16 protein-coding genes are annotated in these 19,706 nt (G+C 74.6%); 7 read left to right on the forward strand and 9 right to left on the reverse strand.

Annotated features, from left to right (window positions below; all coding sequences use genetic code 11):
- The first annotated feature begins 5 nt into the window (after positions 1 to 5).
- The 3 genes from RVR_RS09145 (at position 6) to RVR_RS09155 (ending at position 2,781) form a co-directional block, all read left to right on the forward strand.
- Positions 6 to 725, forward strand: a complete 720-nt coding sequence (locus RVR_RS09145) for an anti-sigma factor family protein (RefSeq protein ID WP_202233366.1) — start codon at positions 6 to 8, stop codon at positions 723 to 725.
- Positions 726 to 895: 170 nt separating this feature from the next.
- Entirely contained in the window at positions 896 to 1,954 is a 1,059-nt protein-coding gene (locus RVR_RS09150) for an ATP-binding cassette domain-containing protein (protein ID WP_202233367.1), read from the forward strand.
- Positions 1,951 to 2,781, forward strand: coding sequence for an ABC transporter permease (locus tag RVR_RS09155; protein ID WP_202233368.1), 831 nt, complete (start codon positions 1,951 to 1,953; stop codon positions 2,779 to 2,781). Before RVR_RS09150 ends, RVR_RS09155 begins: the two co-directional genes overlap by 4 nt.
- 54 nt (positions 2,782 to 2,835) lie before the next feature.
- On the opposite strand, the gene RVR_RS09160 is transcribed toward RVR_RS09155, so the two are convergent.
- A complete protein-coding gene (locus RVR_RS09160) occupies positions 2,836 to 6,495 on the reverse strand; it encodes an AfsR/SARP family transcriptional regulator (protein WP_202233369.1) in 3,660 nt (1,219 codons plus the stop codon).
- Between the two features lie 265 nt (positions 6,496 to 6,760).
- Between RVR_RS09160 and RVR_RS09165 the strand changes: the two genes are divergently transcribed.
- Positions 6,761 to 7,546 (forward strand): site-2 protease family protein, encoded by a 786-nt coding sequence (locus RVR_RS09165; protein ID WP_237404654.1) that lies wholly within the window; start codon positions 6,761 to 6,763, stop codon positions 7,544 to 7,546.
- Positions 7,547 to 7,568: 22 nt separating this feature from the next.
- Here RVR_RS09165 and RVR_RS09170 read toward each other — a convergent pair whose 3' ends face one another.
- The 4 genes from RVR_RS09170 to RVR_RS09185 form a co-directional block, all read right to left on the reverse strand.
- Positions 7,569 to 7,763, reverse strand: coding sequence for a hypothetical protein (locus RVR_RS09170; protein ID WP_202233370.1), 195 nt, complete (start codon positions 7,761 to 7,763; stop codon positions 7,569 to 7,571).
- 179 nt (positions 7,764 to 7,942) lie between these two features.
- Positions 7,943 to 8,662 carry an NADPH-dependent F420 reductase gene (gene npdG, locus RVR_RS09175; RefSeq protein ID WP_202233371.1) on the reverse strand — a complete coding sequence of 240 codons (720 nt, stop codon included), beginning with the start codon at positions 8,660 to 8,662 and terminating at the stop codon, positions 7,943 to 7,945.
- Positions 8,663 to 8,812: 150 nt separating this feature from the next.
- Positions 8,813 to 10,078: an MFS transporter gene (locus tag RVR_RS09180; RefSeq protein WP_272933142.1), complete on the reverse strand. Its 1,266-nt coding sequence runs from the start codon at positions 10,076 to 10,078 to the stop codon at positions 8,813 to 8,815.
- 148 nt (positions 10,079 to 10,226) lie between these two features.
- Entirely contained in the window at positions 10,227 to 10,421 is a 195-nt protein-coding gene (locus tag RVR_RS09185) for a hypothetical protein (protein ID WP_202233373.1), read from the reverse strand.
- A 164-nt stretch (positions 10,422 to 10,585) separates the two neighbouring features.
- Here RVR_RS09185 and map point away from each other — a divergent pair, with 164 nt between their 5' ends.
- Complete coding sequence (gene map / locus RVR_RS09190; protein WP_202233374.1) at positions 10,586 to 11,443, forward strand: type I methionyl aminopeptidase; 858 nt, start codon at positions 10,586 to 10,588, stop codon at positions 11,441 to 11,443.
- Between the two features lie 61 nt (positions 11,444 to 11,504).
- The gene (locus tag RVR_RS09195; RefSeq protein WP_202233375.1) at positions 11,505 to 12,509 is read left to right on the forward strand and encodes an SCO2278 family lipoprotein; all 1,005 of its coding nucleotides are present in this window, start codon (positions 11,505 to 11,507) and stop codon (positions 12,507 to 12,509) included.
- Between the two features lie 13 nt (positions 12,510 to 12,522).
- Here the strand turns inward: RVR_RS09195 and RVR_RS09200 are convergent, their stop codons facing one another.
- Positions 12,523 to 13,293, reverse strand: a complete 771-nt coding sequence (locus RVR_RS09200) for a bifunctional DNA primase/polymerase (protein ID WP_202233376.1) — start codon at positions 13,291 to 13,293, stop codon at positions 12,523 to 12,525.
- 214 nt (positions 13,294 to 13,507) lie between these two features.
- On the opposite strand from RVR_RS09200, the gene RVR_RS09205 reads away from it, so the two are divergent.
- Positions 13,508 to 14,158: a biliverdin-producing heme oxygenase gene (locus RVR_RS09205; protein ID WP_202233377.1), complete on the forward strand. Its 651-nt coding sequence runs from the start codon at positions 13,508 to 13,510 to the stop codon at positions 14,156 to 14,158.
- Positions 14,159 to 14,311: 153 nt separating this feature from the next.
- Here the strand turns inward: RVR_RS09205 and RVR_RS09210 are convergent, their stop codons facing one another.
- From RVR_RS09210 to RVR_RS09220, 3 genes are all read right to left on the reverse strand, one after another.
- Positions 14,312 to 15,472 (reverse strand): WxL protein peptidoglycan domain-containing protein, encoded by a 1,161-nt coding sequence (locus tag RVR_RS09210; RefSeq protein WP_202233378.1) that lies wholly within the window; start codon positions 15,470 to 15,472, stop codon positions 14,312 to 14,314.
- Between the two features lie 294 nt (positions 15,473 to 15,766).
- Positions 15,767 to 17,611 carry a hypothetical protein gene (locus RVR_RS09215; protein WP_202233379.1) on the reverse strand — a complete coding sequence of 615 codons (1,845 nt, stop codon included), beginning with the start codon at positions 17,609 to 17,611 and terminating at the stop codon, positions 15,767 to 15,769.
- 144 nt (positions 17,612 to 17,755) lie between these two features.
- Entirely contained in the window at positions 17,756 to 19,660 is a 1,905-nt protein-coding gene (locus RVR_RS09220; RefSeq protein ID WP_202233380.1) for an HtaA domain-containing protein, read from the reverse strand.
- Positions 19,661 to 19,706 lie beyond the last annotated feature (46 nt).

The following is a 19,706-nucleotide window of genomic DNA, read 5'->3' on the forward strand; positions in this document are numbered from 1 at the left end:
CCCCCATGCCGCCCCATGCGGACGTGGGCGCCTACCTGCTCGGGGCACTCGACGACGCGGAGATGTCCGCGTTCGAGGAGCACCTCGCCGGGTGCGACGCCTGCGGGCGGGAACTGGACGAGCTGAGCGGGGTGGTGCCGGTCCTCGCCGAGCTGCGCGAGGACGGTGTCGGCCTGCCCGAGCCGCCCGGTGACGCGCTGCTCGACCGGCTGCTGCGGCGGGTCGCCGACGAGCGGCGGGCGCGCCGCAGGCGCCGGCTGACGGCGGTCGCGGTGGCCGCGGTGCTGGTCGTCGGCGGTCCCACGATCGCGGTCGTGGCCACCCACGGCGACGGCGGCGGCTCCTCGACCGCCGACGCCCGGCCCGGCGCGCGCGACACGGCGAGGAACCCGGCGACCGGGGTGTCCGCGGTGGTGGCGCTGACCGACAAGGCGTGGGGCACCGCCGTGAACCTGCGGCTGACCGGGGTGTACGGCCCGGACCACTGCCACCTGGACGCCGTGGGCCGCGACGACTCCCGGGAGACCGTCGCGACCTGGGCGGTGCCGCGGTCCGGCTACGGCACGGGCCGGCACCCCAAGCCGCTGAGCGTCAGCGGCGCCACCGGGATGCACCCGGCGTCGATCAGCCGGTTCGAGGTGCGGGCCTCCGACGGCACCCTGCTGCTGAGCATCCCGCAGTCCGGCGCGCAGCCCACGGACCGCCCGCGCGGCGCCGCCGGCTGACCACCGCGCACCCGCGCCGGCCGGCCGCACCGCGGCCGCCTCCGCCGGTCGCCCGCCCCGCGCCGCCGTCACCGCGCCGGCCTGGGAGGTTCGCCGCCGATACCGCACCGACATATCGCTGTCGGTGGGATATCGGCGCCGTGTCGGTGGACCGGTGCATCGTGGTGGCCATGACGACGCGACGGACAGACAACGGTGGGACCGCCGCCGTCGAGGTGCGCGGTCTGGTCAAGCACTACGGACCGACCAAGGCGCTCGACGGGGTGGATCTGGAAGTGCGCCAGGGCACGGTGCTCGGCGTCCTCGGCCCGAACGGGGCCGGCAAGACCACGCTGGTGCGGGTGCTGTCCACCCTGGTGCAGCCGGACGCCGGCACCGCGCGGGTGGCGGGCTACGACGTGCTCAAGCAGCCCCGGCAGCTTCGCCGGGTGATCGGGCTGACCGGGCAGTACGCCTCGGTCGACGAGAAGCTCTCCGGCCGGGAGAACCTGTACATGATCGGGCGGCTGCTCGACCTGCCCCGCAAGGACGCCAGGGCCCGCGCCGACGAGCTGCTGGAGCGCTTCTCGCTCACGGAGGCCGCCAGGCGGCCGGCGATGCAGTACTCCGGCGGGATGCGCCGCCGCCTGGACCTGGCGGCCAGCATGATCGGCCGCCCGGCGGTGCTCTACCTGGACGAGCCGACCACGGGCCTGGACCCGCGCACCCGCAACGAGGTGTGGGACGAGGTGCAGCGGATGGTCGCCGACGGCGCGACGGTGCTGCTCACCACCCAGTACATGGAGGAGGCCGAGCAGCTCGCGAACGAGCTGACGGTCATCGACCGCGGCCGGATCATCGCCGGCGGCAGGGTGGCCGAGCTGAAGGCGAAGGTCGGCGGCCGGACCCTGCGGATACGGCCGAGCCGGCCCGACGCGGCCGCCGGGATGGCCGCGGCGATCGTCGAGGCCGGGCTCGACGGCGTGGCCGGCGCCCGTACCGACGAGGACGGCCTGGTCAGCGTGCCGATCCTCAGCGACGACCAGCTCACCGCCGTGGTCGGCCTGCTGGGCGCGCGCGGCTACGGCATCGCGCACATCGACACCCATCTGCCCAGCCTGGACGAGGTGTTCCTCGCCATCACCGGCCAGAAGTCGTCGGCGGACCCGGACGAGCGGGACCCGGCGGACCCCGAAGGCGCCGCGGACGGCGCACCGCACCCGAAGAAGAACGTGGAGGTCTCGGTATGAGCGCCGTGACGGCGACGGCGCCCGCCCCGACGCGGGTCGCCTCGGACGAGGGCAGGATCGGCCTGCGGGCCAACCTGCGGCACATCGGCGCGCTCGCGCGCCGCAACATGCTCCAGATCAAGCAGGACCCCGAGTCGATGTTCGACGCGGTGCTGATGCCGGTGATCTTCACGCTGCTGTTCGTGTACGTCTTCGGCGGCGCGATCTCCGGCAAGGGGCACCAGCACGAGTACGTGAACTACGTGGTGCCCGGCCTGATGGCCATGATGGGGATGAACCTGTCCATGGCGGTCGGCAGCGGCATCAACGACGACTTCCGGAAGGGGGTCATGGACCGGTTCCGCACCATGCCGATCGCCCGGTCCACCGTGCTGATCGCGAAGATCGTGGTCGAGGTCGGCCGGCTGCTGATCGCCATCGCGATCCTGCTGGGCATGGGCTTCGCGCTCGGCATGTCCATCGAGACGAACGTGCTGCACCTGGCGGCGGCGATCGTGCTGTCCGTCGTCTTCGGTGCCTCGCTGATGTGGATCTTCATCCTGCTGGGCCTGACCATGAAGACGGCCCAGGCGGTCCAGGGGGTGGGCATGCTGGTGCTGATGCCGTTGCAGTTCGGCAGTTCGATCTTCGCCAGCCCGACCACGATGCCCGGCTGGCTGCACAACTTCACCAAGGTCAACCCGCTCTCCAACCTCGCGGACGCCTCACGGGCGCTCATCAACGGCGGCGCGGTGGCGCACTCGGTGTGGATGACGCTCGGGTGGGCCGTCGGCATCACCGTGGTGACCGCGCCGCTGGCGGTCGCGCGGTTCCGGAAGAAGACCTGAGCGGCTGTCCCCGCCCTCCCGCCGGCACCGCGCGGGTGCCCGGAGCCGGAGCCGTCAGTCCACGTCGCGCATCAGGGCGACGGTCTCGCCGACACCGAGGCCGTCGCCTCCGGCGTACGCGGCGGCGTAGCCGTCCTCGCCGAGCAGCGCGCGCAGCCGGTCCCGGGTCCGCTCGATGTCCCGGGCCTCCAGCGGCGGGACCGCCACCGGCCGCAGCCGGTCGTGCGCCGACAGCAGCACGGCCGCCCGCTCCAGCCGTTCCGGCTTCACCCCGGGCTCGGCCTCGGCGAGCAGCACCAGCAGTTCGGCGACACCGGGCGCCATCACGATCGCCACCCGGGGGGCGATCACCCGGGCCAGCGGGTGGCCGTTCATCTCGCCGACGCCCTCGGCGAGCCGGGTGAGGCCGCCGGCCGGGTCACCGGACCGGCCCAGCAGGTAGCCCTTCATGCCGCCGAGCATCCCGCTGACGAAGCCGGGCACCGGGGAGTCGTGCTCCTTGCTCTCCTCCACGGTCCTCTCGATCAGTTCCAGCGCCTCGGGCAGCCGCCCGGTGCGGGAGAGCAGGCCCGCGAGCTGCACCCTGCCGTAGAAGGCGGCGCCGTAGCTGGCCGAGCCGAACCGCTCGGCGTCCGTGATGCCCTCGCGCATCACCCGCTCGCCCTCGACCGGGTCGCCGGTGCTCGTCAGCGCCTCGCCGAGCCGCACCGCCAGCACCGGCACGTGCTGGTGGGCGCCCACCTTGCGGGCCAGCGCGATGCCCTCGCGGCAGCAGAGCACAGCCCGGTGCCAGTCGCCCATGTTGCCCGCGGCCTCGGCCTCCCCCGACAGCGTCTCGGCGGTCCCCCACTCGTCGCCGATCTGCTCGAACAGCCGCCGGCTCTCGCCGATGTCGGCCAGCGAGGCGTCGAGCCGCTCGCTGATGTCGTTGTTCACCTTCGCCCGCAGTTGCAGGACGTAGGCCAGCTCCCAGGTGCGGCCGAAGCGGCGGCAGCACGCGACGGTCTCGTCCAGCAACTCGTGCACCCGGTCGAAGTCGCCGGAGAAGAACGCCCCGAAGGCGCGGGCGATGCCGGGTTGCCGCGCGGACTGCGGCAGGTGCGGCGGGTAGGTGTCGATCAGGGCCAGGCCGACCCGTACGGTGCGCTCGTCGGACCACCAGTCGTGCTCGTCGTCACGGGCGGACATCTCGATCACGTGGACCTGCCGACGGGCCTCGATCAGCCGCTCGCCCTCCAGCGGCGGCGGGTCGTCCAGGGTGCCGCGCTCGACCGGCACCAGGGCCGGCGGCTCGGTGAACGGGTCGGGGCCGAGCGCGGCGACCGCCGCCGGCCAGTGGGTGCGCTCCGAGACGTAGTTGCGCACCTCCCAGAACCAGGCGCAGCCGATCACGAGCAGCAGGGCCTCCTGCTCGTCGCCGCCGTCCACCGCCCGGCGCAGCGCCGCCCGCAGGTTGTCGTGCTCGCGCTCCAGCCGGTCGAACCAGACCAGTTGGCCGCGCTCGCGCAGCTTCGGGTCGGCGGCGCGGACGTACTCGCGGAAGTAGACGACGTGGTGGCGCTCGATCCGGGCGCGCTCGCCGGACGCGTCGAGCCGCTCGCCGGCGTACTCGGAGATGGTCTCCAGCATCCGGTAGCGGGTGCCGTCGTCGCCCTGGTCGGCCAGGACCAGGGACTTGTCGACGAGGGAGGCGAGCAGGGCGGCCGCGTCCGGCGGCGCTATCCGGTCGTCGGGTGCCGCGGCCGCCTCCCGGTCGGCGGGGCCGGGGTGGGCGGGAGCGGCGTGCGCGGTCACCGAGGGGGCGGGGCCGGCGTGCGCGGTCACCGGGTGGGCGGGGCCGGCCGCCGCGGAAGTCGCGGGGTCCGGGTCCGCGCAGACCGCCTCGACGGCGTCGAGCGTCCAGCCGCCGCGGAAGACGGCGAGCCGGCGCAGCAGGACCCGCTCGGCCGGGTCGAGCAGGTCCCAGGACCAGTCGACGACGGCGCGCAGCGTCTGCTGGCGCGGCAGCAGGGTACGGCTGCCGCCGGTCAGCAGCCGGAAGCGGTCGTCGAGCCGGTCGGCGAGCTGGCGCGGCGAGAGGCTCCGCAACCGGGCCGCGGCCAGCTCGATCGCCAGCGGCAGGCCGTCCAGCCGCCGGCACAGCTCCGCGCACGCCACCGGGTCGTCCTCGACGGAGAAGCCCGGGCGGGCCGCGGCGCCGCGGTCGGCGAGCAGGCGCAGCGCGGTCGGGTCCGGCAGCGGGTCCAGTGGCCGCACCAACTCGCCCGGCACACCCAGCGGTTCGCGGCTGGTGGCCAGGACCGACAGGCGCGGGCAGGACGCGAGCAGCGACTCCGCGAGGGTGGCGGCCGCGTCGACGACGTGCTCGCAGTTGTCCAGCACGATCAGCAGTTCGCGGCCGGTGCAGTAGTCGATGAGCTGCCGGGCCGCGTCGCGCGGGCCGGCCTCCGCCGCGAGCGCGGCGCCGGCGGCGCTGCCGTGGTGCAGCAGCGTCTCGCGCAGGCCGAGCGAGCTGATCACCGCCTCCGGCAGGGTGCGCGGGTCGCTGACCGGGGCCAGTTCGGCGTACCAGACGCCGTCCGCCCAGCGGCCGGAGACCAGGTCCCCGGCTTCCTGCGAGAGCCGGGTCTTGCCGGTGCCGCCCGGCCCGGTGATCGTCACCAGCCGGCCCTGCGCGAGGTCCTGCCGCACCGCCGCGAGGTCGCGCTCCCGGCCGACGAAGCTGGTCAGCCGGGCCCGGGCGTTGCCGAGCCCGGCCTTCGGCGGCAGGCCGCCGGCCCCGGCGGCGGCGTGCTGCGGGTCGGCGGCGGGCGCGGCGCCGGCGCGGGTGCGGTCGTACGTCCAGCCCTGCGGCACCTCCGCGGTCCGGTCCGGGTACGGGCCGGCGGGGCCCCGTACGGCGGCGGCTTCGGGAACGGGCGCGGGCCCCGCGCCGGACGGGGCCGCGGCGGAGGAGGTCCCGGAGGCGGGCGGGGAGGCGGAGGGCGCGGGCTGCGCCGGTCGCAGCAGTTCCGCGTGCAGGCGGCGCAGCTCGTCGCCGGGGTCGGCGCCGAGCCGGTCGGCGAGGTCGCGGCGGACCGCCTCGTAGGCGGTGAGCGCCTCCGCGGTCCGGCCGGCCGCGCGCAGGGCGCGGATGTGCAGGGCGCGCAGCGGCTCGTCCAGCGGGTGCGCGGCGGCCAGCTCGGCGAGTTCCGGCAGCACCTGCCCGGCCCGGCCGAGCGCGAGTTCGGCGGTGAGCCGCTGCCGCCGGGTGTCCAGCCGCAGGGCCTCGCTGCGTACGGCGGCGGTGCCGCGGTCGGGCAGGTCCGCCAGCGCCGGGCCGCGCCACAGGGCGAGCGCGTCGCCGAGCAGTCCGGCCGCCTTCACCGGGTCGCCGTCGGCCAGGGCCCGGGCGCCCTCCTCGGCGAGCCGCTCGAAGCGGTACAGGTCCACGTCGTCGCGAGCGGCCTGGAGCCGGTAGCCGCCGCCGACGGAGGCGACCGCCTCGTGGCCCAGCACCCGCCGCAGCCGGCCGACCAGGGCCTGGAGCGCCCCGACCGCCCCGGCGGGCGGCTCCCCGTCCCACACCTCGTCGATCAGCGCGTCCGCGCCGACCACCCGGCCGGGCCGCAGCGCCAGCGCGGTGAGCAGCGCGCGCAGGCGCCCGCCCGCGAGGGCGACGGGGTCGCCGTCGTCCCGCAGGGCCTGGGTCGGGCCGAGGATCGTGTATCGCACGGCCCCATTCTTGCGGAGTCGGCCCGGCCGGTGTCACGAAGTGCGCGGCCCGGGGTCCCGGCGCCTTTAGGAACCGGGGTCCGCCGCCGACCGTTCTGCGGACGTGGCACGTGTCCGGGGCCGCCCGGGATGGCATGATCGGGCGGCACCGCACCTCACAGCACCGCACACCGCACCTCACAGCACCGCGCCACCCGCACCGCCACAGCACCCGCACCACGCCGCACCGCCCGCACAGCACCGCCGCCCCGCGAGGAGCCCGTAGATGACCGTCACCCCGCTGCGTATGACCAGGCGAGGCGAGAACCGCCGGATCAGCCCGGTGTTCCTCGGCATCACCGCGGTGATGGTGGTCTCCGGCTGGGCCGTGTGGTCGCACTACGCGTCCGACTCCGGCTTCGCGGTGTTCCTGTTCGTGCTGTCCGGCTGGCTGTTCTCCCTGTGCCTGCACGAGTACGCGCACGCCCGCACCGCCCTGCACAGCGGCGACAGCAGCGTCGAGGCCAAGGGCTACCTGACCCTCAACCCGCTGAAGTACGCGAACGCGGCGCTGTCGATCCTGCTGCCGGTGATCTTCGTCATCCTCGGCGGCATCGGCCTGCCCGGCGGCGCGGTGCTCATCGAGCGCGCCCGCATCCGCGGTCGGCTGCGGCACAGCCTGGTCTCCGCGGCGGGCCCGCTGGTCAACGTGGCCTTCGCGGTGCTGCTGATGCTGCCCTTCACCCTGGGCCTGGCCGACTCCTGGCCGCAGGACTTCCGGGCCGCCCTCGGGTTCCTCGCGCTGCTCCAGGTGACCGCGGCGATCATGAACTTCCTGCCGGTCCCCGGCCTGGACGGGTACGGCGTGATCGAGCCGTGGCTGTCGTACGAGGTACGCCGCCAGGTGCAGCCGTTCGCGCCGTTCGGGATGCTCGCCGTCTTCGGGGTGCTCTACATCCACTCGGTGAACGTGAGGTTCTTCGACGCGATGTACCGGGTGATGACCTGGTTCGGCGTGCCGGACTGGATGGCGTCCTACGGCTACTACCTCTTCCAGTTCTGGAAGAGGTGAGCCGGGCGGGCTACGCGCGGGGTCACCCGGCGGCGCGCTGCCGGCCCGCGGCGGCCGCCAGCTTGGCGCGGCGGTGGTAGTACCAGCACATGTTGCTGGTCACCCCCGCGAGCAGCACCCAGATCACCCCGATCCACTGGCCGTGGACGAAGGAGACCACCGCTGCCGCCACGGCCAGCAGGCACACGATCAGGGAGTAGAGGGCGAGGCGGGGCATGGTGGTCGGGCTCCTGTGCGGTGCGGCCGGTGTCGGCGGGCTCGGTCGGGGGGTGCCGGTCCTCCCGGCGGTGTGGGGTAGGCCGGCGGTGTCGGACAGGCAACCAGCGGTGTCGGGTGGGCCGGTCCTGCCGACGGTGCCGGTCCTGCTCACACCGTCGGCGGGACCGGTCGACCCGGTCACACGTCGGTGACGCGCAGGCCGGCGTGGGCCTTGTAGCGGCGGTTGACGGAGATCAGGTTGGCCACCAGGGACTCGACCTGGTGGGCGTTGCGCAGCCGGCCGGCGAAGACGCCGCGCATGCCGGGGATGCGGCCGGCGAGCGCCTGCACCAGGTCGGTGTCCGCGCGGGAGTCGCCGAGCACCATCACGTCGGTGTCGATCGTCTCGACCGCGGGGTCCTGGAGGAGCACCGCGGACAGGTGGTGGAAGGCGGCGGTGACCCGGGAGTCCGGCAGCAGCGCGGCGGCCTGCTGGGCGGCGCTCCCCTCGTCGGGGACGAGCGCGTAGGCGCCCTGCTTGTCGAAGCCGAGCGGGTTGACGCAGTCGACCACGAGCTTGCCGGCGAGCGGTTCGCGCAGCGCTTCGAGGGTCTTCGCGTGACCCTCCCAGGGGACGGCGACGATCACGATGTCGCTGCGGCGGGCGCACTCCGCGTTCTCCGCGCCCTGCACGCCGGTGACGCCCCGCTCGCCCGCGGCCAGCCCGTCCGCGGCCGCCTGCGCGCGGGCGGCGTCCCGCGAGCCGATCACCACGGACTGACCGGCCCGCGCCAGGCGGTAGGCCAGGCCCCGGCCCTGGTCCCCGGTCCCGCCCAGCACCCCCACGGTCAGGGCGGACACGTCCGGCAGCGCCCAGGGGTCCTTCGCGGCGGGCTTCTTCACGTCGTCAGCGGTCATGGGCCCATCCTCCCACCGACCGCCCCGCGCCCCGCTCCCGGGCGGCCCGGGAGCGCGCCGCACGCCCCCGCCCGCACGCCCCCGCCAGCGCGCCGCCCGTCGACCGCGCCGTTCCGTGCCGGGCCCCGGCGCGATCCGCCGGACCGGGCCCTACGCCATGGCCGGCTCGTCGGCGCCGGCCGCGGGCTCCACCGGGGCCGCGTCGCGCGAGTCGTAGGCCATCAGGGCGGGCAGGAACAGCGCCAGCAGGCCCACCGAGGCGACGCAGGCCACCCCGCCGGACCAGACCGAGGTCCGCGCGGTGCTGAGCGCGGCGACCCCGCCGGAGCGGACCTGGCCGAGCTGCGGCCCGGTGGAGTACGACAGCAGCTCGATCCCGGCCAGCCGGCCGCGCAGGGTGTCCGGGATGGTCTCGTTCCACATGGTGGAGCGGCCGATGCCGCTGATCATGTCGCAGGCGCCGGCCGCCGCGAGGAAGGCCAGCACCACCCAGATCCGCCCCGACCAGCCCGCGCAGGCCATCGCCAGCCCCCAGCCCGCGGCCGCCGCGACCACCATCCGGCCGTGCCGGCGCACCCGCGAGGACCAGCCGCTGGTGAGGCTGACCAGCAGCGAGCCGACCGACCCGGCGGCGTACATCAGGCCGAGCGACCAGCGGGCGTGCAGGTCGTCCGCGAGGAAGGGGAAGATCGCCGCCGGGTAGGCGAAGAACATCGCGGCCATGTCGATCAGGTAGGTGCCCAGCAGTTCCTTGCGGCTCCAGGCGTAGCGGGCGCCCTCGGCGATGCCGCGCAGCGACGGCGGCCGGGCGTCGTGGGCGGCCGGCGAGCGGCGCAGGCCGAGGCAGAGCAGCACGGAGACCGCGAAGGTCGCCGCGTCGATGCCGTAGGACCAGCCGACACCCGCGTAGGCGATCACCACGCCGGCGGCGGAGGGGCCGGCGATCGCGCCGATCTGCCAGCGCAGGGCGTTCAGGGACGCGGCCGCCGCGAGCTGGTCGCGGGCCACGATGCGCGGGACGATCGCGTCCAGCGCGGGCCGTTGCAGGCCGGTGAGCGCGCTGGACAGGGCCGCGCCGGCGTACAGCGGCCAGACCGCGGGGTGCGGGGTCACGGTGTTGAGCAGCAGGCCGAGCACCAGCAGTCCCTGGGCCGCCTCGGCGGCGAGGATCAGCGTCTTGCGGTCCACGGCGTCGGCCAGCGCGCCGCCGTAGAGGCCGAAGACGATCAGCGGCACCAGCTCCACCGCGCCCACGGCGCCGACCGCGACCGCCGAGCCGGTGAGGTCCTTGATCTGCACGGGCAGCGCGACCATGGTCAGGAAGCTGCCGAAGACCGTCACCACCCCCGAGGACCACATCAGGCGGAAGTCGCGGGAACTGCGCCAGGGCGCGAGGTCGGGCAGGAGACGCTTCAGTTTCACCCATGGGAATCTGCCCGGCGCCGGCGGTCCGGGCAACGTGTTTTCCCGCACGTGCGCCGCGGGACCGGCAGGTCGGGCCGCCGGTCGGGCCCGGGGGCGAGCCCGGCGGAACCCGCCGGAGGGGGCCCGGGGCCGGTGCCGGTCAGTCCCGGGCGTCCCAGTCGTCGTTGCGCTCGGCCACCCGCTCCATCGCATGCTCGGCCTCGGAGCGCGTGGCGTAGGGCCCGAAGCGGTTCTTCGCGGGGCAGTCCGGCCCCTCCTCCACCCGCTGGTGCTTGAGGCAGTAGAACCACTCACCTGGCTTGCCCGCGGGCTTGTTCGCCTTGTGGAACGCCATGTCGCTCTCCCTCGCTCGCGGCCGGACCGGGCGCCGGCGCCGCCGAGGCCGCCGCGCCCGCTTCTGTGCCTGGTCCGTGCCTGTCCACGTGCCGGTTGCCGTGCCGCTCCGACCCGGCCCGGACCTCCTGATCGTGCCCGGTCTCCCGCGGATACACTCCTCGCATGTCTGGTCAGTCGCCGCTCGTGCCCGGCACCCTCTCCCCCACCCGCCAGGTGCCCGCATCGATCCCGCGCCCCGAGTACGTCGGCAAGCCGGGCCCCTCCCCGTACACCGGCCCCGAGGTGCAGGACGAGGAGACCGTCGAGCGGATGCGGATCGCCTCGCGGATCGCCGCGCAGGCGATGGAGGCGGCCGCCAAGGCGGTGGCGCCGGGGGTGACCACGGACGAGCTGGACCGGATCGCCCACACCTACATGGTCGACCACCGGGCCTACCCGTCGGACCTCGGCTACCGCGGCTTCCCCAAGTCGCTGTGCACGTCCGTCAACGAGGTGATCTGCCACGGCATCCCGGACTCGACGGTGCTGCGGGACGGCGACATCGTCAACCTGGACGTCACGGCGTTCATCCACGGCGTGCACGGCGACTGCAACGCGACCTACCTCGTGGGCGAGGTGGACGAGGAGTCGCGGCTGCTGGTGGAGCGGACCGAGGAGGCGCTCAGCCGCGCGATCAAGGCGGTCCGCCCGGGCCGGCGGATCAACGTGATCGGCCGGGTGATCGAGTCGTACGCCAAGCGCTTCGGCTACGGCGTGGTGCGCGACTTCACCGGCCACGGCATCCACACCGCCTTCCACTCCGGCCTGATCATCCCGCACTACGACGACCCGCGCGCGACCACGGTGATGCAGCCCGGGATGACCTTCACCATCGAGCCGATGCTGACGCTGGGCACGCACACGTACGACGTGTGGGAGGACGGCTGGACGGTCGTCACCAAGGACCGCCGGCGGACCGCCCAGTTCGAGCACACGCTGGTCGTGACGGCCGACGGCGCCGAGGTCCTCACGCTCCCGTGACGGGCGGCGCCCGGTAGGGTTTGCGGCGATCCCACCGGGTACGAAGGAGAGCCGACGCGCCATGATCCGCCGCAGGTTGTGCCTCGGGGCCGCCGCCATCGCGCTGACCGTGCCGCTGGCCGGCTGCGTGACCGTGCACGGCGAGCGCGCACTCATCCCGTCGATACGGCCCGCCGAGGCGGCCAAGGTGCTGGCGGACTTCGCCGCGCAGAACAACAAGGCGACCAGGTCCTACGACCAGCAGGCGATCGACGCCGTGGAGGCCGGTCCGCTGGGCGCGATCGACCAGGCCGGGGTGCGCGCCAAGCACGCCAACAACCCGGACGGGAACAAGGGATACTCGGCGCTGGAGTTCTCCGACGCGAGGTACTTCGTCCCCGAGCAGCGCGGCTGGCCGAAGTTCTTCGTGGCCGAGGCGAGGACCAACCGCAACGGCGACGCGCGCTGGCTGCTGGCGTTCCGCCGCAGCGGGCCCGGCCGGCCGTGGATGGCGGACTTCCTCGGGGTGGCGGCGTCCGACGCGCTGCCGGACTTCGCGCTGGACAAGGACGGCCACGCCGAGGCGGTGCCGCTGGCCGGCACCGATCTGCTGGTCCAGCCGGGGCAGTTGAGCGCGCAGTACGCCTCCTACCTGGACGGCGGCACCGGCGGCGGCAAGGACGACGGGAAGAACGGGGCCGCCGCGGCCGGGGTGTTCGCGGACGGGCCGGCCACCTCCGGCCTCAAAGACAGCCGCGCGAAGTCCGCCCGGACCGCCAGCACCGTCACGCAGTACGCCGACCAGCCCGACGTCTCGGGCGACTTCGCACCGGTCGCGCTGCGCACCACCGACGGTGGCGCGGTCGTCTTCTTCGGCTCGCGCCACCAGTCCCGCGCGACCTTCCGCGCGGACCACCCGCTCACCCTGGACGCCGACACCAAGGCGCTCACCACCGGCACGCCCAGGACGTCGATCACCCTCTCCCGCGTGGCCCAGTCCATGGTCGAGGTGCCCCCGAGGAAGGCGGGCACGAAGGTGGTCTTCGTGAGCTACCTGACCGGCCTGGTCTCCGCGAAGGGCGAGTGACGCCGAGGAGGGGTCAGCGACCCCAGCCGACGGGGGCGGGCTCGAACTCGTAGCCGAACTGGGCGCAGGCGTCGGTGAGGATGGCGAGCACCGGCAGCGGGTCGGGCAGCGGCAGGTCGGGGCCGTGGCCGTCGAGCCACTGGACGAAGTGGCCGGAGGGCAACTGCGCGGGCGGCAGGAGCACGTAGCTGCCGCGGCAGTGCCAGCGGATTCCCGGGTGCTCGTCGGCGGTCTCGGGGTGGCTGTCCAGCGCGCAGGGCCACCACTCGTCCTCGTCGGCGGGCGTGCCGCGGGTCGCGGTGAAGAACAGCAGCCGGTCCTCGCCGAGTGCGGCGACCGGCCCGAGCGTCGCGGCGTCCACCGTCAGCCGCTCCAGGGCGAGCCGTCCGGCGTCCGCGGGGACGTCGAGCACGTCGTGGCCGATGCCGGTCGCGGTGACGAAGTTCGCCAGCGGGTGGGCGCGCAGCCAGTCCTCGACGCGCTGCGGCTCGGTGGACGCCTGGGTCTGCCAGGCGAGCGAGACCGGGTGCAGGCCGGGGAGGGGACAGCCGATCCGTTCGCAGGAACAGCCGAAGCCCTCGGGGTGGGCGGCGGGGGCCAGCCGGAAGCCGGCGGTGGCGGCGGCCCGGGTCAGCTCGTCGCGCCGGGGGTCGGGGCCGGGCGGACCGGTGCGGGAGCCGCGCGCGTTGCGCGGTGCCCGGGCGGGGCGGGGGGCGGTCGAGGAGGACGACCCGTTGTCCGCGCCTCGGCGCAACCAGCCGGACAACCTGTTCCTGCCTGCCATCGAGCTCCTTCCCTCGCCCCGGGCCCGTGTCGGGTACCGACACGGTACGCCGACGGTGGAGGCAATCCTGCCTCCTGGCCGGATTGAACAGCCACTCGGGGTGGAAGTGTTCCCGTACGGCCTTTGCCGACGAGATGTCGGCAAGAGCTTGACTAATCGAGTTAGGCAAGCCTTACTTAGGTAAACCTCACTTGTTGACGCCCGGGAGACCACCTTGTCGCCGCTGCCTGTCGCCACCCCCTTCTCCACCGTCATCCGCACCGCCAGCCAGGACCTGCACACCGAGGTCAACAACACGTCGTTCATGAGCGACATGCTCGGCGGCCGGCTCGGCATCGAGGCGTACGCGCGCTACACCGAGCAACTGTGGTTCGTGTACCGGGCGCTGGAGGACGGCGCGGCGGCGCTCGCCGGCGACCCCGTGGCCGGCCCCTTCCTCTTCCCGGAACTCTCGCGGGTGCCGTCGCTGGAGCGGGACCTGGAGCATCTGCGCGGGCCCGGGTGGCAAAAGCGGGCACGCCCCGCGCGGGCGACCGCCGCGTACACCGCGCGCATCTCGGAGGTGGCGGCCTCCTGGCCGGCCGGATACGTCGCGCACCACTACACCCGCTACCTCGGCGACCTGTCCGGCGGGCAGGTGGTCCGCGACACCGCGCAGAAGACCTGGGGGTTCGACCACAAGGGCGACGGGGTCCGCTTCTACGTCTTCGAGGGCATCCCCAACCCGGCGGCCTTCAAGCGGGAGTACCGCGCGCTGCTGGACGCCCTCCCGGTCGACGGGCCCGAGCGGGACCGCGTGATCGGCGAGTCCCGCCAGGCGTTCGCCTTCAACGGGGCCCTGCTCGCGGAACTCGCCCGCGACTGACCCGGGAGGGCCGCCGGGCCCGCGGGACCGCCTCCGCCAGGGGGCGGTCCCGCGGTGCGTGCGGGGGCGGCCGGTGCGGGCGGGGGACGGCCGACGCGAGCGGGGCACGACGGACCGGCGGCGTGAGCGGGGGCGGGCGCGAAGGGCCGGCGTTCAGGCACCGCTCAGGGCGTCGCCCAGCGCCTTCTCCACGGCCTCGGCCACCTTGCGCCGACCGCGCCGCCGCAGCAGGACGCCCGCGTACACCAGCAGGGCGAGCACGGCGGCGGCGAGCAGCGCCGCCCACGGCCAGGCCCACAGCGTGTCCGAGGCGGACGCCGCCACGGGCGCCGTCGCCGGCTGCTGCCCGGCCGCGCCGTCGGCGCCCACGGGCTTCGGATCGAGGGAGACGGTCACGCGCAGCGGGCCGGCCGGCGGCACGCCGTGGACGACGGCGGTGCGGGTCAGCGAGTCGCCCGGCAGGAGTTCGGGCAGCGCGGGCAGCGCCGTGGTTCCGGTGAGCGCGCCGAACAGCGCCCGCACCCGGACCTTCTGACCGGCGGTCACGCGGACGTTGCCCGAGTTGGTGACGGTGTAGGTGATCCGCGCGGAGCCGGAGCCGACCGGGTTCGCGGTCCCGTCGTAGCCGGTGTGCAGCGCGGAGACCTTCAGGGCCGGGGTGAGGACCCCGGGCACCCTCAGGTAGATGCGGGCGCCGAGCCGCCGGTCGAGACCGACCTTGCCCGCGCCGTCCTTCGTGACCAGCGAGGTGACGAGGCCGCCGGTGTGGTCGCCGGGGGCCGCGTCGGAGGGCACGGTGACGGTGAAGGGCACCGTGCGCTGCTGCTGCGGGGCCAGCGTGACGGTGCCGGCCCGGGGCACCGTCCAGGCGCCGACGTCGGTCGGCTCCTCACCGGCCGGCAGCAGGTCGAGGGCGCCGGAGGCCGTGGTGAAGGCGTCGCTGGCGTAGATCCGCAAGGTGATCGGGGCGTCGCCGCGGTTGGCGACCGTGATCGCGTCGGTGACCCGCGTGCCCTGCGGCAGGGTGTAGGTGAAGTGGGGGCGGCCGACGCCGATCCTGTTGTCGGCGGGCGCCACGCTCCAGGTCGCCGCGGTGTCCGCGGCGGCGGGCGCGACCGCGGGCGCCGCCGCGCCGTTGCCCGCCGCCGGGCCCGTACGGACCGGCGCGGACACGGTGGTCGTCGAGCCCTGGACGGGGGCGGGGACGGCGGCGGTCGCCGGGGACGCGCCGGTCGCGGACGCCGCGAGCGCCAGGGCGGCGACGGCCAGCGCCGCGGCACCCCGGCCGGGCGCGGGCAGGGGGAGGACGTGCATGGCCGGGACCTGTTCCTTCGGTGTCGGTGGGCTTACGTGGTGTTCCGTGGTGTTCCGTGGTGTTCCGTGGGGCGCCGCGCGGGCCGTCCCGGTGGACCGGGCGGGCGCGAGGGAGCGGGGGAACGCGAACGGGCCGGGCGGGAGGCGCGGACGCGGTGGCCGGGACCGGTACGGGACCGGTCCCGGCCACCGCCTTGGGGCCGCGAGCGGGGTGACATCGAGATATCCGCTCGGCCCGGTCGGTGCGGCCGCGCCAGGGCCGGTCCGGCAGATCCGCCGGACCGGCGACAGGCGCTAGCTCAGCGCGGTGAGCGTGAGCGTGGCCGTGTAGGTGCCGCCCGGCGTTCCGGCCGGGACCTGGATGTCCAGACCCGCGCCGACCGTCGCGCTGCCCGCGGCGTGGCCGCCGTCCGCCGAGGCGAGCGTGGCGGCGGCGGTCAGCCCGTCGCCCGCGGTCAGGCCGGGGGCGACGGACGCCCCGGGCACGGCGCCGGCGCCGGCCGCGGCCACCCCAGGCGTCCAGCCCAGGTACCTGCCGGACAGGCCGCCGGTGAAGTCGCCGATCTGGCCGGAGACGGACCACGCGGGCCCGCCGGTACGGGTGTCGGTGACGACGACCGGCAGGAGGTCACCGGTGGACTCCAGGTAGGCGCCCTTGTCCGCCGCGTCGCCGAGGGTCACGGCGTGGTCGGTGGCGTCGATGGTCCAGCTGAACGACCCGCTGTCGGCGGGCAGCGAGGCGGTCACGGTCTCCTGGTCGTCGCCGGGGGCCGTGGCGGCGCCGTCGTCGAGGGTGATCGGCGCGGCCGCCTCGACACCGGCGTTGACGGTGCCGCCCGCGCCGACGGTGAAGACCGCAAGGGTGCCGCCGTCGAGCTTCTTGGCGTCGAGGGCGGCCTTGTCGACGGTCAGGTCCACCTGGAAGCTGCCGTCGTCGCCGAGTTGTGCCTCGTTCGCGGCGCCGGCGGTCGGTGTGCTGTGCACCCAGACCGCCGAGACGTTGGAGCGGGTGCTCGACGGGTAGCCCTGGGACGGCTGCCAGCCGGAGTCCTGGATCCAGCCCAGTTCCACGTAGGCGCCCGCGTTGCCGGTGCCGTGCGGGTTCGCGGTGGCGGTGTCGTAGCCGGTACCGGAGACGGTGAGGGTGTCACCGTCCTTGGCGCCGGTGGCCGGGGACACGCTCAGGTGCGGGTCCGGGGCCGGTGTGGTGGCCGGTGTCGACCAGTCGACGGTGAGGGGTGCGGCGACCTTGTCCGCGTCCGCCAGGTTCGAGCTGTACCAGTACGAACTCTCCCCCGTCAGCTGCTGGAAGTCCACGAACGACTGCGGCCACGACCCCCAGTCCGCACCCGACCGGTACTGCCCCGCACCACCACCCGGAACCGACACCTCCACACCCCGGTACGACGGCGCCACCGTGAACCCGCTATCCGTCACCTCCGCACCCGACAACTCCGCCAACGTCACCACCGTCGCCGGCAACGCCGCCCACTTCGACGCATCATTCATATCCGCGCCATAACCACCCAGCGTGGCCGTCACCTCACCCGAACCATCCGCATTAACCGTCAACTTCGGGTCCGTCGCCGTCCAATACACCATCCCCCCGTAGAACGCCGACGTGAACGAACCCTCCCACTGGATACTCGCCGTGTTCGCCGACGGATCCACCGTCCCCGAACCCCCCACGATCCGCACCCGCGAACCCGTGTTCGTCGACGTCGACACCGCACCCCCGTCCGGCCCCTGACACCTCGTCGCCCACGTCGGCTCCGCATACGTCCCCGCCGTGTCCGGCTTCTCCACCGACACGTTCCCCACCCGCGCCGCATACCCCGGCGACGGACTCGACTGCGTCCACACCACACTCGAACCCGTATCCCCCGCCGCACCCGCCGACAGGAAATTGCACCCCCCGAAATACGCCCCCGCACTCGCCGTAGCATCCAGACCCCACACGAACGACGCATCCGACACCGCCACGGCGTCGGAGGAGTCGGCCGCGGCGGTCCGGGCCAGTCCGAGGCCGGAGCCGGCCGCCAGGGCGGCGACGGTCAGGCCGGCCAGCGCCCGCCGTACGGCGCCGCGGGGTCTGGCCTCCCCGCTGTCCCGCCTGCGGCGGGTGGTGATTCCATACATCTGTGGTTCTTTCCTTCCGAGGGAACCCTGCGGTGGCGCCGGCGGCGCCACCGGGGTGGGGGCCGGGCAGGCAGGCCCGGCCCCCACCGTCTTCCGGTGGCGGCCCCTGTCGGGGAGCCGCACACCGGTCCGTGGCGGCGGCGGTCAGCCGCGCCGCCGACGGACGCGTAGCCGGACGGACCCGACGAGCGCGGCGCCGACCGCGAGTGCGGCCAGCGAGGCCGCCAGCGGCAGCCCGATCGCGGCGCCGGTCGAGGCGAGCGCGCCCGGGCGGTACTGCACGGTCGGGATCACGCCGCCGTCGGTGTCGGACCCGGTGGGCGAACCGCCGGACGCCGAGCCGCCGGACGCACCGCCGGCGGAGGCGCCGCCGGTCCGCGTGCCGGTGCAGCCGGACAGCAGCACGGTGGCGTCGTCGAGCGCCTGGCCCTTCTGGTAGAAGGCGGAGCCGTCGAAGGTGAAGGCGTCGGTGTCCTGGATCGCGGTGTGGGCGACCAGCGTGATGCCGTCCGCGCTCTCGGCCGGGCCGCTGTCGCCCAGGTCGAGCGAGGCCAGCGCCACGTGGTCGCGGGCGTCGGTGTCGGCCTTGCCGTTCTCCGTCACCGTCAGCGAGACGTCCGCGTAGAGCGTGCCGGAGGTGCCCTTCACCACCACCTCGGGGTCCTCGATCACGATGTCGAAGAGGTGCGCCGGGTAGCTGAACTCGACCTTCCCGCCGTACTGCACGGTGAAGCCGGCCGGACCGGTGTACGACGAACTCGACGCGTACGGCCACAGGAAGGTCCCGCTGGCCGCCTTGCCCGCCACCGCGAGGTCCTGGTCGAGGACGCGGGCCCCGTCGCCGGCGGTGATCGAGTTGGCGCTGCCGCCGGAGACGACGTACGACCGGAAGCTCTCCTTGAAGCCCCAGACCAGGCTGCCGCCCTTGACGCCGTCGGAGAGCGTGCAGCCCTGGGCCGAGGGGGAGCCGCCCGCCGGGGTGCCGCTCGGGCCGCCCGACGCCGGGGCGGTCGGGGAACCGCTCGCCGTCGGTGTGCCGCCGGCCGTCGGTGTGCCGCTCGCGGTCGGCGGACCCGCGTCGGTGGGCGTGCCCGGGGAGGCGGGGGTCCCGGTGGGGTCGCCCGGGGACCCGGACGGCAGGGCCGGCCAGCCGACGGTGAGGGGTGCGGCGACCTTGTCCGCGTCCGCCAGGTTCGAGCTGTACCAGTACGAACTCTCCCCCGTCAGCTGCTGGAAGTCCACGAACGACTGCGGCCACGACCCCCAGTCCGCACCCGACCGGTACTGCCCCGCACCACCACCCGGAACCGACACCTCCACACCCCGGTACGACGGCGCCACCGTGAACCCGCTATCCGTCACCTCCACACCCGACAACTCCGCCAACGTCACCACCGTCGCCGGCAACGCCGCCCACTTCGACGCATCATTCATATCCGCGCCATAACCACCCAGCGTGGCCGTCACCTCACCCGAACCATCCGCATTAACCGTCAACTTCGGGTCCGTCGCCGTCCAATACACCATCCCCCCGTAGAACGCCGACGTGAACGAACCCTCCCACTGCACACTCGCCGTGTTCGCCGACGGATCCACCGTCCCCGAACCCCCCACGATCCGCACCCGCGAACCCGTGTTCGTCGACGTCGACACCGCACCACCGTCCGGCCCCTGACACCTCGTCGCCCACGACGCCAACCCATACGTCCCCGCCGTGTCCGGCTTCTCCACCGACACGTTCCCCACCCGCGCCGCATACCCCGGCGACGGACTCGACTGCGTCCACACCACGCTCGAACCCGTATCCCCCGCCGCACCCGCCGACAGGAAATTGCACCCCCCGAAATACGCCCCCGCACTCGCCGTCGCGTCCAGACCCCACACGAACGACGCATCCGACACCGCGACGGTGGAGGCGAAGGCGCTCTGGGCGCGCACGAGGAAGGCGGCCGCGAGGGCCAGGACGAGGGCGAGGACGGACACCGCGGCGGTGACCGGTCTGGGCAGCGACGGCCGATGGGCCGCGGTGGTCGCCGGACGTGCCGACATGGTGGGCTCCTTAGGGCTTCCTGGGGGTGCGTGCTGGGGTTGACGG

Origin of the sequence: Streptomyces sp. SN-593, from assembly GCF_016756395.1 — a bacterium.
GTDB classification, from domain to species: Bacteria; Actinomycetota; Actinomycetes; order Streptomycetales; family Streptomycetaceae; genus Actinacidiphila; species Actinacidiphila reveromycinica.